10 protein-coding genes are annotated in these 12,457 nt (G+C 66.9%); 5 read left to right on the forward strand and 5 right to left on the reverse strand.

Translation table 11 applies throughout. The features are described from left to right. The first annotated feature begins 72 nt into the window (after nucleotides 1–72). Complete coding sequence (locus tag ACWZJV_RS26985; protein WP_457179560.1) at nucleotides 73–924, forward strand: 3-hydroxybutyryl-CoA dehydrogenase; 852 nt, start codon at nucleotides 73–75, stop codon at nucleotides 922–924. A gap of 408 nt (nucleotides 925–1,332) precedes the next feature. Here ACWZJV_RS26985 and ACWZJV_RS26990 read toward each other — a convergent pair whose 3' ends face one another. The 4 genes from ACWZJV_RS26990 to ACWZJV_RS27005 all read right to left on the reverse strand — a co-directional run bounded on the left by ACWZJV_RS26990 (nucleotide 1,333) and on the right by ACWZJV_RS27005 (nucleotide 5,862). After that, nucleotides 1,333–1,893, reverse strand: a complete 561-nt coding sequence (locus tag ACWZJV_RS26990; protein ID WP_457179561.1) for an adenylate kinase — start codon at nucleotides 1,891–1,893, stop codon at nucleotides 1,333–1,335. Between the two features lie 289 nt (nucleotides 1,894–2,182). After that, the gene (locus ACWZJV_RS26995; RefSeq protein ID WP_457179562.1) at nucleotides 2,183–3,955 is read right to left on the reverse strand and encodes an acetyl/propionyl/methylcrotonyl-CoA carboxylase subunit alpha; all 1,773 of its coding nucleotides are present in this window, start codon (nucleotides 3,953–3,955) and stop codon (nucleotides 2,183–2,185) included. Nucleotides 3,956–4,003: 48 nt separating this feature from the next. Next, nucleotides 4,004–4,261 carry an acyl-CoA carboxylase subunit epsilon gene (locus ACWZJV_RS27000; RefSeq protein ID WP_457181998.1) on the reverse strand — a complete coding sequence of 86 codons (258 nt, stop codon included), beginning with the start codon at nucleotides 4,259–4,261 and terminating at the stop codon, nucleotides 4,004–4,006. A 5-nt stretch (nucleotides 4,262–4,266) separates the two neighbouring features. Beyond that, nucleotides 4,267–5,862 (reverse strand): acyl-CoA carboxylase subunit beta, encoded by a 1,596-nt coding sequence (locus tag ACWZJV_RS27005; RefSeq protein WP_457181999.1) that lies wholly within the window; start codon nucleotides 5,860–5,862, stop codon nucleotides 4,267–4,269. 101 nt (nucleotides 5,863–5,963) lie between these two features. On the opposite strand from ACWZJV_RS27005, the gene ACWZJV_RS27010 reads away from it, so the two are divergent. After that, nucleotides 5,964–6,635: a TetR/AcrR family transcriptional regulator gene (locus tag ACWZJV_RS27010; protein ID WP_457179563.1), complete on the forward strand. Its 672-nt coding sequence runs from the start codon at nucleotides 5,964–5,966 to the stop codon at nucleotides 6,633–6,635. Between the two features lie 162 nt (nucleotides 6,636–6,797). Here the strand turns inward: ACWZJV_RS27010 and ACWZJV_RS27015 are convergent, their stop codons facing one another. Continuing rightward, entirely contained in the window at nucleotides 6,798–7,367 is a 570-nt protein-coding gene (locus tag ACWZJV_RS27015) for a TetR/AcrR family transcriptional regulator (protein ID WP_457179564.1), read from the reverse strand. Between the two features lie 107 nt (nucleotides 7,368–7,474). Between ACWZJV_RS27015 and ACWZJV_RS27020 the strand changes: the two genes are divergently transcribed. From ACWZJV_RS27020 to ACWZJV_RS27030, 3 genes are all read left to right on the forward strand, one after another. Then, a complete protein-coding gene (locus ACWZJV_RS27020; RefSeq protein ID WP_457179565.1) occupies nucleotides 7,475–8,743 on the forward strand; it encodes an MFS transporter in 1,269 nt (422 codons plus the stop codon). A gap of 401 nt (nucleotides 8,744–9,144) precedes the next feature. Next, a complete protein-coding gene (gene npdG, locus ACWZJV_RS27025; protein WP_457179566.1) occupies nucleotides 9,145–9,867 on the forward strand; it encodes an NADPH-dependent F420 reductase in 723 nt (240 codons plus the stop codon). A gap of 6 nt (nucleotides 9,868–9,873) precedes the next feature. After that, on the forward strand, nucleotides 9,874–12,387 hold the full coding sequence (locus ACWZJV_RS27030; protein ID WP_457182001.1) for a bifunctional FO biosynthesis protein CofGH: 2,514 nt from the start codon (nucleotides 9,874–9,876) through the stop codon (nucleotides 12,385–12,387). Nucleotides 12,388–12,457: the final 70 nt, after the last annotated feature.

A 12,457-nucleotide genomic window follows, 5' to 3' on the forward strand; every position in this document is an offset into this window, starting at 1 on the left:
TTCACCGTCTGGTGATTCCGGACGCCGCTCGGAAGTACGCCACGCAGCACGAACTATGAGAAGGGTATAGACGTGGAAGGTTTCACCCGAACGGGAGTTGTCGGCGCGGGTCTGATGGGCGCCGGGGTCGCTGAGGTGTGCGCCCGGGCTGGCAAGGACGTCGTTCTCGTGGACACCAACCCCCAAGCGGCGGACGCGGGCCGTGCCCGGCTGCGGGCCTCCCTCGAACGGGCCGAGCAGCGCGGCAAGATCAGCGACGCCACCGAGGTGCTGGAGCGCATCACCATCAGCAGCGACCTCGAGGCGCTCGCCGACCGCGACCTGGTCATCGAGGCGATCGTCGAGGACGAAGCCGCCAAGACTGCGCTGTTCACCCGGCTCGACGCCCTCGTCACCGACCCCGAGGCCGTCCTTGCCTCCAACACCTCCTCCATCCCGATCATGAAGCTCGCCGTCGCCACCGAGCGGCCTGCGCAGGTGATCGGGCTGCACTTCTTCAACCCGGTCCCCGTGCTCTCCCTGGTGGAGCTCGTGCCCAGCCTGCTGACCGCGCCGGAGACCACCGACCGCGTGCGTACGTTCGTCGAGCAGGACCTGGGCAAGCACCCCATCGACTCCCAAGACCGGGCGGGATTCGTGGTCAACGCGCTGCTGATCCCGTTCGTGCTCTCCGCGATCCGGATGCTGGAGTCCGGGTTCGCGACCGCCGAGGACATCGACCAGGGCCTCGTACGCGGCGCGGCCCACCCCCAAGGACCACTTGCGCTCGCGGACCTCATCGGGCTGGACACGACCAAGGCGGTGGCCGAGTCGCTCTACGAGGAGTTCAAGGAGCCGCTCTACGCCCCGCCCCCGCTCCTCGCGCGGATGGTCGACGCCGGTCTGCTGGGCCGCAAGACCGGCCGCGGCTTCTACCACTACTGACCATCGACCACGGGTGCCCTTCGGGGCAGCCGTCCAGTGCTTCGCGAGCGACACCGCCGTGGAGATCACCGTCTAGCTCCAAGCGTCGAACCAGCTCTACGCCGAGCCAGCTCGCCTGCACCCCTGGTAGCCGGCAGCGCTCGGCCGAACCGTGTCCTGAAGCTGGCCCTTGGTCGCCGTGGACGAGGTCCGTTCCGCTCTCGCTGTCACCGGGCGAATCACTGGGGAGCGACGTGGACATAGGAATGCAGGCACCTTCGTCGGCGAGCTGATCATTCGAGGCCAACATGCGCCCGTCAGCCTTGGCGTCGTGGTCCGGATCATGACGATCACGGACACGTGGTGCGTGCTGTCCGTCGCCCGCACGGCGGCCGCCGATGTCCGAGTTGCCGACTTAGGGTAAGCGACTCATCGCCACGCGTTGAGGATTCGCTCGGTGACTTCGTCGACCTCTCCCATGCCATCGGTCTCCACTAGGAGACCCCGCTCGTTGTACGCCTCGATGAGCGGTTTGGTCTCCTCGAGGTAGACCTGCTGGCGGCGGCGGATGATGTCCTCGGTGTCGTCGGCGCGACCCTCGATCTGGGCCCGTTGCAGTAGCCGCTCGACGACTTCGTCGTCATCGACAAGGAGGCTGATGACGGCATCGAGCTTGTGGCCGGTGGATCTGATCATCTCGTCGAGCTGCTCGACCTGTGCGAGCGTGCGTGGATAGCCGTCGAGAAGGAAGCCGTCGGCCGCATCGGGCTCGTCGAGCCGGTCGCGGACCATGCCGTTGGTGATGTCGTCCGGCACATACTCGCCGGCGTCCAGGTAGCGCTGGGCATCCAGGCCCAGGGGAGTGGCCTGCGACACGTTGGTGCGGAAGATGTCGCCGGTGGAGACGGCCGGGATGCCGAAGTGCTCGGCGAGGTGCTTGGCCTGGGTGCCCTTGCCGGCTCCCGGCGGGCCCATGATGACGATCCGCATCAGCGGTCCCCCCTGGTCCTGCGCTGGCTCGTGGCGCGTTGGGCGCAGGCCTGACATGTCTGTGGGGACGCCATGTCGACGTGAAGATCCCAGAACGTGTACCAGAGCGCTGTCGGCTCTCCGCATGCCGTTCGCTGGGAGTCGTTCCTCCGGAGATGTACGGTCCCCCATGGCAATCGGTCGCGAGTGTGCCGGGGCTGCGTCTGAGGTGCCGTCGCGAGCCACTGCGTGTATGCGTTGCCGGACGGCTGGAGCGTTGCCAGGCTTGCGAGTGTCATCACGGTTCCCTTCAGTCTTTGATCTCGGCGATGACTGCCCCGTTGGCGACGGTTTCGCCCACGGTGGCGCTCAGGCCGGTGATGGTGCCGGCCTTGTGGGCTTTGAGGGGTTGTTCCATCTTCATGGCCTCGATGACCACGACGACGTCGCCCTCGGCGACCTCTTGGCCCTCCTCGACGGCGATCTTGACGATGGTGCCCTGCATCGGCGAGGTGACGGAGTCGCCGGAGGCGGCCGCGCCGGCCTTCTTCGCGGAGCGCTTGGGCTTCTTGGGGGCACCGGTGCCGCCGGCCCCGAGCCCACCGAGGCCGCCGAGTCCGGCGTGCAGGGAGACGGAGAGGCGCTTGCCGCCGACCTCGACCACGACGGTCTGGCGCTCGCCGGCTTCCTCAGCCACACCGGCAGCGCCGGCGTACGGCTGGATCTGGTTGTCGAAGTCGGTCTCGATCCAGGTCGTGTAGACGTCGAAGGAGCCGTTCTCGGCGGTGTAGGCCGGGTCGGTGACGACGGCCTGGTGGAACGGGATGACGGTCGGCATGCCGTCGACCTTGAACTCGTCGAGCGCGCGGCGCGAGCGCTCGAGTGCCTGGGTGCGGTCGCGGCCGGAGACGATCAGCTTGGCGATCAGCGAGTCGAACGAGCCGGGGATGGTCTCACCCTTCTCGTAGCCACCGTCGAGGCGTACGCCCGGGCCGGCCGGCGGGGCCCACTCGGTCAGGGTGCCGGGGGCGGGCATGAAGTTGTTGCCGCCGTCCTCGGCGTTGATGCGGAACTCGATGGAGTGGCCGCGGACCTCGGGGTCGTCGTAACCCAGCTCCTCACCTGCGGCGATGCGGAACATCTCGCGGACGAGGTCGATGCCGGTGACCTCCTCGGAGACGCAGTGCTCGACCTGGAGGCGGGTGTTGACCTCGAGGAAGGAGATGGTGCCGTCGGCGGCGACGAGGAACTCACAGGTGCCCGCGCCGACGTAGCCGGCCTCGCGCAGGATCGCCTTGGAGGACTCGTAGAGGCGCTTGTTCTGCTCGTCGGTCAGGAACGGCGCGGGGGCCTCCTCGACCAGCTTTTGGTGGCGACGCTGCAGCGAGCAGTCGCGGGTGGAGACGACGACCACGTTGCCGTGCTTGTCGGCCAGACACTGGGTCTCGACGTGGCGCGGCTTGTCGAGGAACTTCTCGACCAGGCACTCGCCACGACCGAAGGCACCGACGGCCTCGCGCACGGCCGACTCGTAGAGCTCGGGGATCTCCTCGAGGGTGCGGGCGACCTTGAGGCCGCGACCACCACCACCGAAGACCGCCTTGATGGCGACCGGGAGGCCGTACTCCTCGGCGAAGGAGACGATCTCGGAGGCGTCCTTGACCGGGTCCTTGAGGCCCGGGGCCAGCGGGGCGCCCGCCTTCAGCGCGATCTGCTTGGCCTTCGCCTTGTCGCCGAGCGCGTCGATCGCCTCGGGCGAGGGACCGATCCAGGTCAGGCCGGCGTCGATCACGGCCTGGGCGAAGTCGGCGTTCTCCGCGAGGAAGCCGTAGCCCGGGTGGACCGAGTCAGCACCGGACTGGCGCGCCACATCGATGATCTTCTCGATGGACAGGTAGGACTCCGCCGGCGTGGCTCCGCCGAGTGAGTAGGACTCATCGGCCAGGCGCACGAAGAGCGCGTCACGGTCGGGGTCCGCGTAGATCGCTACGGAGCCGATTCCGGCGTCCTTGCACGCGCGGATCACTCGGACGGCGATCTCACCGCGGTTGGCGATCAGGACCTTTGTCAGTGGCTTGCTCAACGTGTTCACGATCTGTGCTCTCTCGTGGGCTGGCTGTGTGTCGGAGGGTCAGCGGGGGAGTGCGCTGGAGCGCCAGGCGCCCGGGCCGGGGTGAACTGGGCGGCGAAGCTGCGGCGTTGACCACGCCGATCTGGCCTCGCGCGGCGCTGATGTCGACGTGCCGAGCGCCGAGAAGACAGCGACAAGTGCGGCGATCTCATCCGTGCTGACATGTGCTGCGTCGGGGCTGGTAACCCGCAGCGCCGGGCACGGGGGTCCCGACGCTACGGGGGACTTGGGAGGACCTACGCGATCGCGGACAGACATACCGGTCACAGCGGGATGTTCCCGTGCTTCTTCGCGGGCAGGGTCTCGCGCTTGGTGCGCAGGAGACGGAGCGCGCGGGTGACCTCGGCGCGGGTCTCGTGCGGCGGGATGACGGCGTCGACGTAGCCACGCTCGGCGGCGATGTAGGGGTTGGCGAGGGTGGTCTCGTACTCGTCGATGAGCTCGGCGCGCTTGGCCTCGACGTCGCCGCCGGCGGCCTCGACCTCGGCCAGGGTGCGGCGGTGGACGATGTTGGCTGCGCCCTGGGCACCCATGACCGCGATCTGGGCGGTGGGCCAGGCGAGGTTGATGTCGGCGCCGAGGTGCTTGGAGCCCATGACGTCGTAGGCACCGCCGTAGGCCTTGCGGGTGATGATGGTGACGAGCGGGACGGTCGCCTCGGCGTAGGCGTAGATCAGCTTCGCGCCGCGGCGGATGATGCCGTTGTGCTCCTGGTCGGTGCCGGGCAGGAAGCCGGGGACGTCGACGAAGGTGATGACCGGGACGTTGAAGGCGTCGCAGGTGCGTACGAACCGGGCGGCCTTCTCGGAGGCGTCGATGTCGAGGGTGCCGGCGAACTGCATCGGCTGGTTGGCGACGATGCCGACCGGGCGGCCCTCGATGCGGGCGTAGCCGATGATGATGTTGGGCGCCCACAGCGGCTGGACCTCGAGGAACTCCTCGTCGTCGACGATGTGCGAGATGACCTCGTGCATGTCGTAGGGCTGGTTGCCGCCGTCGGGGATGAAGGTGTCGAGCTCGCGGTCGAGGTCGGTGATCTCCAGGTCGGCGACCTCGTCGTAGGCCGGCGGCTCCTCCATGTTGTTGGAGGGGAGGTAGGAGAGCAGCGCTTTGACGTAGTCGATCGCGTCCTCCTCGTCGGAGCCCATGTAGTGGGCCACGCCGGACTTGGAGTTGTGGGCGAGCGCGCCGCCGAGCTCCTCCATGGTGATGTCCTCGCCGGTGACGGTCTTGATGACGTCGGGGCCGGTGATGAACATGGCGGAGGTCTTGTCGACCATGATCGTGAAGTCGGTGACGGCCGGGGAGTAGACGTGGCCGCCGGCGCAGTTGCCCATGATCAGGCTGATCTGTGGGATCACGCCGGAGGCGTGGACGTTGCGCTTGAAGATCTCGCCGTAGAGGCCCAGGGAGACGACGCCCTCCTGGATGCGGGCGCCGGCGCCCTCGTTGATGCCGATCAGCGGGGAGCCGGTCTTGATCGCGAGGTCCATGATCTTGGTGATCTTCTCGCCGTAGACCTCGCCCAGCGACCCACCGAAGACGGTGAAGTCCTGGGAGAAGACGCAGACCTGGCGGCCGTCGATGGTGCCGTAGCCGGTCACCACGCCGTCACCGAAGGGGCGGTTCTTCTCCAGCCCGAACGCGGTACTGCGGTGGCGGGCCAGCTCGTCGACCTCCTGGAAGGACCCCTCGTCGAGCAGCATGTCGATGCGCTCGCGTGCGGTCTGGCGTCCCTTCGCGTGCTGCTTCTCGACAGCCTTCGCGGAGCCGGCGTGGACGGCCTCGTCGAGACGACGCTCCAGCTCGGCCAGCTTCCCGGCGGTCGTGTGCAGGTCGATGACCGGCTCGTCAGGCAGGATGCTCAACAGATCGGCTCCTTCTTATGTGAATCGGAGTGTCGATGAATGAGACTAAGTCTCATCGGGCATTATGTCTACCCTCGAGTGAAAGGTGAGAGATGGCAACCGGACGTGAGGAGATCGCCGATGCGGCGTTCCGCCTGTTCGCGACCCGCGGATACGAGACCACCGCCGTCGAGGACATCGCCGCTGAGGCGGGAGTCAGCCGGAGCACGTTCTTCCGCTCATTCGGGTCCAAGGAAGCGGTCATCTTCCCTGATCATGATGTGCTGCTGAAGAGCGTGGAAGAGCGACTGCGTACGTCCCCCTCGGATGGTGGTTTGGCGGCCGTGACGGACGCGGTCAAGATCGTGTTGTTCCACTATGTGGCGGAGGGTGAGCGGGCGCGAGAGCGATACCGCCTGACGTCCACAGTGCCGGCGCTCCGCGAGCGCGAGCTGGTCAGCGGTGCCCGGTATCAGCGGCTGTTCAGGCGCTACCTGAGTCGTTGGGCGGATAGCACGCCTGAAGCCGAGCTGCGTGCAGAGGTAACGGCTGCGGCCGTGGTTGCCGCGCACAACCGGGTGCTGCGGCGGTGGCTTCGCGGCGAGTCCTCGGACCCGCAACGAGAGGTGGAACAGGCTCTTGTTGCGGTGCAGCGAACCTTCGCTGAGGAAAACGAAGGGTCGATCGGGCTCATCGTGTTGCCGGAGGGTGTCTCGACGGCCGTCGTCGAGGCGGCAGTTCGAAAGGCGCTGGCCACTGCCTCCGGAGCTGGACACCGCCGCTGAAGCGGTACCGCTCGCTTGCATCCGGTGGGGAGCTCCCGCTCCTGTGCCGTGCGGACTCGCGGTGGACGACCGCTCGGAGTGTGGTTGGGTCTGCTTGCTCTCAGATCGGACCCCTCGGCGGATCAAGGGCGCCGCCGGCAGATCGCGGGCCGCCGTCCCTGGTCAGGCCCGAAGACCCGTCTCCAGGACCAGTTCAGCCATCTCCTTCGCGACCCGCACCGCGGCGGGATGGGTGTCGAGCTGGGAGTTTGACACCGCACCGTCGTACAGCAGCTGCAGTCGGTCCGCCACGGCGCTCGGGTCAACGAAGCCTGCTTCGGTGGTCAGCCCAAGGATGAGCTCGCTCAGCCAGCCGCGGACATTGCGAAGCGCGACAGCCTCGATGCTGTCGGGCGCAGCCTCGGCTGTGGCGTTCGCGAAGGCGCAGCCGTTGTAGCTGGGCGATGTGACCGCCTCCTGGAGTGCGTCGAAGATCGCCAGCAACTTCTCGATAGGGTCGGTGAGTCCCTCGAAGTGCCGCGCGATCCGTAGGCGGCGTCGCTCCTCGCGGCCCGCGAGGTATGCGCTGACCAGATCATCCTTGCCGGAGAAGTTGTAGAACAGCGACCCCTTGGCCACCCCGGCCTCGTCGATGATCCGGTCGATCCCCACCGTGTGTACGCCCTCGGCATAGAAGAGCCGGTCGGCGGCGTCGAGCAGCCGCTCGCGAGCGGACGGTCGCTTGGTGGTCATGATCACAACGGTATCAGACAGATCTGTCTAAAACGACCTTGCGCTACTTGAGCCGAACCGTCTAGCGTCGAGGACGAATAGACAGATCTGTCTAAGAGAGGCCATCTATGACCCGCACTGTCCCGTCGACCGCAGTGTTCGCCGGAGTTGCCGCCGTTTTCGCCTCGTTCTTCCTCGCTGCCGGCGCGCCGATCCCCTTGCTGTCCCTTCGTCAGCAGGAGTGGGGCTTCTCGGCCAGCACCTATACGCTGGCGTTCTCTGTCTACGCCCTCGCCATGCTCGGGGCGGTGCTGGTCGGCGGCTCGCTCTCCGATCATGTCGGCCGACGACCAGTCCTTCTCGGCGCCCTCGTCGGCGAGCTCGCGGCGATGGTCCTCTTCCTTGTGGCCGATGACATCGCCTGGATCATGGTGGCCCGTGTCGTCCAGGGCGTCGCAACCGGCTTTGCCACCAGCGCATTCAGCGCTGCGCTCATCGAGCACGCACCCAGCCACCTCAAGCAGTTCGGCACCAGCTTCGCCGGAACCGCCTCTGCGGGCGGACTCGGCGTCGGCGCGCTGCTCACGGGGGCAGCTGTTCAGTTCGCTTCGGACGCCAACTCCCTCGTCTTCGGAGTCCTTGCTGTGGTGATGGTCGTCGGTTTCGGGATCGTCGCATTCGCCGATGAGACCGGCGTCACGCGGCCTGGTGCTGTCCGCTCGCTCAACCCGCGGATCAGCCTGCCGGCCCCCGTCCGGCGCGAGTTCCTCGGTGGCCTGCCGGTGCATGCTGCGGGCTGGATGCTGGCCGCGTTCTTCATGGCGCTCGCGCCAGCGGTTGTGCGCATCCAGTTCGGCCTGAGCGGGGGCCTGGTCGCTGGCTTCACGGCGTTCGTCGCGCCGTTCTCCGCAGCGGTCGGAACCCTGGCATTCGGCCGTGTCGTCCCGCGCCGGAACACCCTGATCGGCGTCTCTCTGGTGCTCACGGGGATGACGGCGGTCATGGTCGGTGTCACTGTTGGCTGGCTCGGTCTCGTCTGGCTTGGCGGCATCGTTGGTGGGATCGGCTTCGGGGCATCCTTTGCTGGCCACCTGCGGCTTCTCGGCCCCTATGTCGAGCCTCATCAACGCGCCGGCGTCTTCGCCGGCGTCTATACGGTGGCGTATCTCTCGTTCGGCGTCCCTGCCATCGTCGCCGGCCAGCTCGCAATCCGTGTCGGCCTGCTCGGCACCGTGGAGGGGTATGCCGTCGTGGTGCTAGCAACGGCCGTTGTCGCCTTCGTTGTCCAAACGTCGTTCGCGCGCCGTGATCGCGAGTCCGTCACAAGGCTCCTGGGTGAGGCTGTACCTGAGGCGGCGGCGGAGGCAGCCACGGCTTCAATGCGCGGCGCTTCCTGAACGAGGGGTCGCGCTCCCACTGCGCGATCACGGTCGCCACACGCATGGTCAGGCAGATTCCAGTGGACACCACGGTGGTCACGCCTCGTCTGCAATCCGGCGTCTACTCGGCCTCGACCATCCCTCCTGAGCTCATTTGTGTGGATTTTCAACCCTTGACCGACATATGTAAAACCAATATGGTTCTGTCGATCAAGGCGAGGGCAACGAAGAGGGCGCCCAGCAGATAGGGCCATCAGACAGAACGCGCAGATCTGCCGGCGTCAAGACCGGAAGGCGACCCTCGGGGTCGAAGTTGCGCGTGGTCCGTGCTGGCCAATCCCCGACCAGAGCCCACAGGTTCTATCTGTGACGCCTTTCAACCCCTCGCACGAGCGACTGAAGACAGGCGAACGAGAAGCATGACTACATTGCAGACGCGCAAGCCCATGGGCCTTGCCCAGCTCCACCTGGACGGCGGAGACTCTGACCGAACCATCGCGGTTGTCGGTGGGACTGGGCAGCAGGGGCGTGGCTTGGCCTATCGCTTCGCGCTGGCGGGTGAGCAGGTCATCCTGGGATCGCGTGAGGTTGGTCGCGCGCAGGCAATGGCTGACGAGATCAACGCGAGGCTGCCTGAGCCACGGGTCCACGGGGCGACCAACGCAGAGGCCGTTCGGCGGTCCGATCTTGTGTTGCTGGCGGTGCCGTGGGAAGGGCACACCGACCTGGTGGCCTCGCTTGCCGATGAGCTGGCGGGAAAGATCGTGATCTCCTGTGTGAACCCGCTCGGGTTCGACCCGGACGGCCCGTTCGGTCTTGTGCTCGAGGAGTCGGCGGCTCAGGAGGTCCAACGGCTCGTGCCGACGGCCCGGGTTGTCGGGGCGTTTCACCACGTGGCGGCGTTGTCGTTGTGGCGGACGGCTGATCCGATGTCCCACGAGGACGTGCTGGTGTGCGGCGATGACGACGAAGCAAAGGGCGTCGTGCGAGACCTGGCAGTATCGGTGACGGGTAAGCGTGGGCTCGACGCTGGCGCGCTACGTCTCGCCCGCCAGCTTGAGCCCTTGACGGCCGTACTGATCAGTGTCAACAAGCGGTACAAGACACGTTCCGGCGTCGCGGTGACCGGGATCGAGGTGTAGCTCGTGCTGGCCGACGTGCCCGACCAACGCCAGGTTGCCCGTGCCCTCGCACGGGTCGAGGCGGGCAAGCCCATCGATGCCGACGAGGCGGTGGCCCTTCTGGCAGCACGGGACGAGCACCTCCACCGCCTGATGGCTGTGGCTCGCCGGATCAGAGACGCCGGCCTCCTGGAGGCAGGTCGCCCGGGGGTCGTGACCTACAGCAAGAAGATCTTCATCCCGTTGACGCGGCTGTGCCGGGACAGATGTCACTACTGCACCTACGTCTCGACACCAGCGCAGTTGGCCAGACGAGGAGAAGCGCCGTTCCTGTCCGCCGACGAAGTCCTGGCGATCGCCCGTGAAGGTGCCTCGGCGGGATGCAAGGAGGCGTTGTTCACGCTGGGTGATCGGCCGGAGGATCGGTGGCCCGAGGCGCGAACTTGGCTCGAGGCTGCCGGCTACGACAGTACGTTGGAGTACCTCCGGGCGATGAGCATCCTGGTGCTGGAGGAGACAGGTCTGTTGCCGCACCTCAACCCCGGAGTGATGTCCTGGGCCGAGATGTTACGGCTGAAGTCGGTGGCGCCCTCGATGGGGATGATGCTGGAGACCACCTCGCGCCGTCTCTTCGAGACGAAAGGGAAGGCCCACCACAACTCCCCGGACAAAGACCCCGCTGTCCGGCTGCGGGTGCTGGAGGACGCGGGACGGCTGAATGTCCCGTTTACGACGGGATTGCTTATCGGGATCGGTGAGGATCTGCGAGAACGGGCCGAGAGCATCCTCGAGCTGCGCCGGATCTCGCGGAAGTATGGCTCGATCCAGGAAGTGATCGTGCAGAACTTCCGCGCCAAGCCGGGCACGGCGATGCGGACTGCCGGTGACCTCGGCCTCGAGGAGTACCTCAGCGCCATAGCCACCAGCCGGGTGCTGCTCGGGCCCGCTATGAGGATCCAGGCACCGCCGAACCTGGTCGATCTCGCGGAGTGCCGGGCGCTGCTGGACGCTGGCGTCGACGACTTCGGCGGGGTCAGTCCACTGACCCCGGACCACGTCAATCCCGAACGACCTTGGCCACAGATTGACCAACTCACGTCCTTGTCCGCGGACGCCGGCTTCGAACTGCGCGAACGCCTGACTGCCCACCCCGGGTATCTGGACGTTCCATGGCTCGATCCGCGCCTGGCCCGTCATGTCGGGGCTCTGCAGGGGCCAGACGGGCTCGCCCACCCGCAGGCGACGCCGTCGGGTCTGCCGTGGCAGGAGCCCGAGGGGGGATTCGACGTCACCACCGGCCGTTCCGACCTGCACACATCGGTCGACACGCAAGGACGGACAGGTGACAGGCGCGGCGACTTCGCGGACGTCTACGGGGACTGGGGGATGCTGCGAGAGAAGGTTGCGTCCGAGTCGCGCCCTCAGCGACTGTCGTCGGACGTGTCGGCGGCACTGCGCGCAGCAGAGGCCAACCCGTCTGGCCTATCGACCGGACATGCGCTAGCGCTGATGGCTGCGGAGGAGGGGGCGGCCCTCGACGCCGTCGTCCGGCTCGCCGACCAACTGCGCAAGGACGCAGTGGGTGACGACGTGACGTACGTGGTGAACCGGAACATCAACTTCACCAACGTGTGCTACACCGGCTGCCGATTCTGCGCCTTCGCTCAACGCAAGACCGACACGGACGCCTACACGCTCTCTCTGGACGAGATAGCGAACCGGGCTCGCATCGCCGTCTCGGTCGGCGCGACGGAGGTCTGCATGCAAGGCGGCATCGATCCCGAGATGCCCGGCACCGCCTACTTCGACATCGCCGCTGCCGTGAAGCGGGCGGAACCGTCCCTGCACGTGCACGCCTTCTCGCCGATGGAGGTCATGAACGGCGTGATCCGGACCGGGATGCCGATCGGTGAGTACCTTGTGGCTCTCAAGGACTCCGGCGTCGACTCCCTCCCAGGTACGGCGGCCGAGATCCTGGACGATGATGTTCGTTGGGTGCTGACCAAGGGCAAGCTGCCGAGCAGTCAATGGATCGAGGTAATCACCACGGCGCACCGCGTCGGGCTGCCGACCACAAGCACCATGATGTACGGCCACGTCGATCATCCCGGGCACTGGGTGGGACACCTGCAGACGATCGCACAGATCCAGCGCGAGACCGGCGGGTTCACCGAGTTCGTGCCACTCCCGTTCATCCATCAATCGTCACCGATCTACCTGGCCGGCGTGGCACGACCGGGGCCGACGGTTCGTGACAACATCGCGGTGCACGCCGTGGCACGCATCATGCTCCACGGTCTCATCGACAACATCCAGTGCTCCTGGGTGAAGCTCGGGCCGGACGAGTGCGTGAAACTGCTCAACGGAGGCGTGAACGACCTCGGGGGCACGCTCATGGAGGAGACCATCTCCAGGATGGCGGGCTCGACCAACGGGTCGCGCAAAGACCGCGCCGAGCTCGAGGCCATGGCCCTCGCGGCCGGACGCCCCGCCCGTCAGCGGACCACGACCTACGGCCTGGTCGAGAACCCCGCGTCGTGATGACGTCATGAGCATGTCGAACACCGGTGTGGCGGAGGCGATGACTCGCCTCCGCCACACCGGTATCTGT

It is taken from the genome of Nocardioides sp. WG-D5, assembly GCF_054031175.1.

What these genes read in the sequence shown, in the direction of transcription:
- ACWZJV_RS26990 (WP_457179561.1), bottom strand. Translation starts at nt 1,893, where the DNA reads ATGCGGATCGTCATCATGGGCCCGCCGGGAGCCGGCAAGGGCACCCAG.
- ACWZJV_RS27000 (WP_457181998.1), bottom strand. Translation starts at nt 4,261, where the DNA reads ATGTCTGTCCGCGATCGCGTAGGTCCTCCCAAGTCCCCCGTAGCGTCG.
- ACWZJV_RS27010 (WP_457179563.1), top strand. Translation starts at nt 5,964, where the DNA reads ATGGCAACCGGACGTGAGGAGATCGCCGATGCGGCGTTCCGCCTGTTC.
- ACWZJV_RS27015 (WP_457179564.1), bottom strand. Translation starts at nt 7,367, where the DNA reads ATGACCACCAAGCGACCGTCCGCTCGCGAGCGGCTGCTCGACGCCGCC.
- ACWZJV_RS27020 (WP_457179565.1), top strand. Translation starts at nt 7,475, where the DNA reads ATGACCCGCACTGTCCCGTCGACCGCAGTGTTCGCCGGAGTTGCCGCC.
- npdG (WP_457179566.1), top strand. Translation starts at nt 9,145, where the DNA reads ATGACTACATTGCAGACGCGCAAGCCCATGGGCCTTGCCCAGCTCCAC.